1 pseudogene is annotated in these 856 nt (G+C 68.9%); it reads left to right on the forward strand.

From position 1 onward, the window contains the following. Positions 1 to 856, forward strand: a pseudogene (locus BN1133_RS20385) (alpha-2-macroglobulin family protein); the annotation flags it as partial.

The following is an 856-nucleotide window of genomic DNA, read 5'->3' on the forward strand; positions in this document are numbered from 1 at the left end:
GGGCCGAGGTGACCCTGGTGCGCGCCACCATGCCGTTTGAGCGCTGGAAGGGATTCTCCCTTGGCGATGTGCTGCGAGATAAGGAGCGGGTGACGCCGAACCCGATCACCCTCGATGAGGAGGGGCGGGGAAGCGTGAGCCTTGCCGATCGGCTGGAGGGGCTCGCCGGCAAGGGACCGCTCGAGGCGACCTATCTGGTGAGCCTGGCCGAGCCGGGCGGGCGCGCCGTCAACCGCCGCCTGACCCAGTTTGGCTGGGCGCCGGGTGAACGCTGGCCGGCGCTGCGCCTGGGCTTTGACCCCGAAAACAGTGAAGGGGGCCGGGCCCAGCCCTTCGAGATCCTCGATCTGGATCAGACCGGCGCCCCCCAGGCGGGTGAGGTGACGGTGCGGCTGGTCAACGAGTACCGCGATTACTACTGGCAGTTCAGCGAAGACGAGGGGTGGAAGTACGAGTTCACCAGCCAGCCCTACGTGGAGCAAGAGGAGCGCCTGACCCTGGATGGCAAGGGGCCGACGCCGCTGCAACTGGTGCTGCAACCGGGCTGGTATCGCCTCGAGGTGGAAAACGCCCAGGGCCACGTCAGCCGGGTGCGTTTCGCCCTTGGCAACTGGAGCTGGGGCGGTGGCGGCGAGCAGGCGCGCCCGGACAAGATAGCCCTGACCCTCGACAAGCCGAGCTACCGCGCCGGCGACACGGCCCGGGTCAAGGTGGTGGCGCCGCGCCCGGGCAAGGGGCTCTTGCTGGTGGAAGACAGCGAGGGGCTGCGCTGGTGGCAGCGCATCGATCTGCCCAAGGGGGAGGGGGAGTTTTCCATCCCGGTGAGCGAGCAGTGGCGGCGCCACGACCTGCACAT

Source organism: Aeromonas schubertii, from assembly GCF_000820105.1.
GTDB classification, from domain to species: domain Bacteria; phylum Pseudomonadota; class Gammaproteobacteria; order Enterobacterales; family Aeromonadaceae; genus Aeromonas; species Aeromonas schubertii.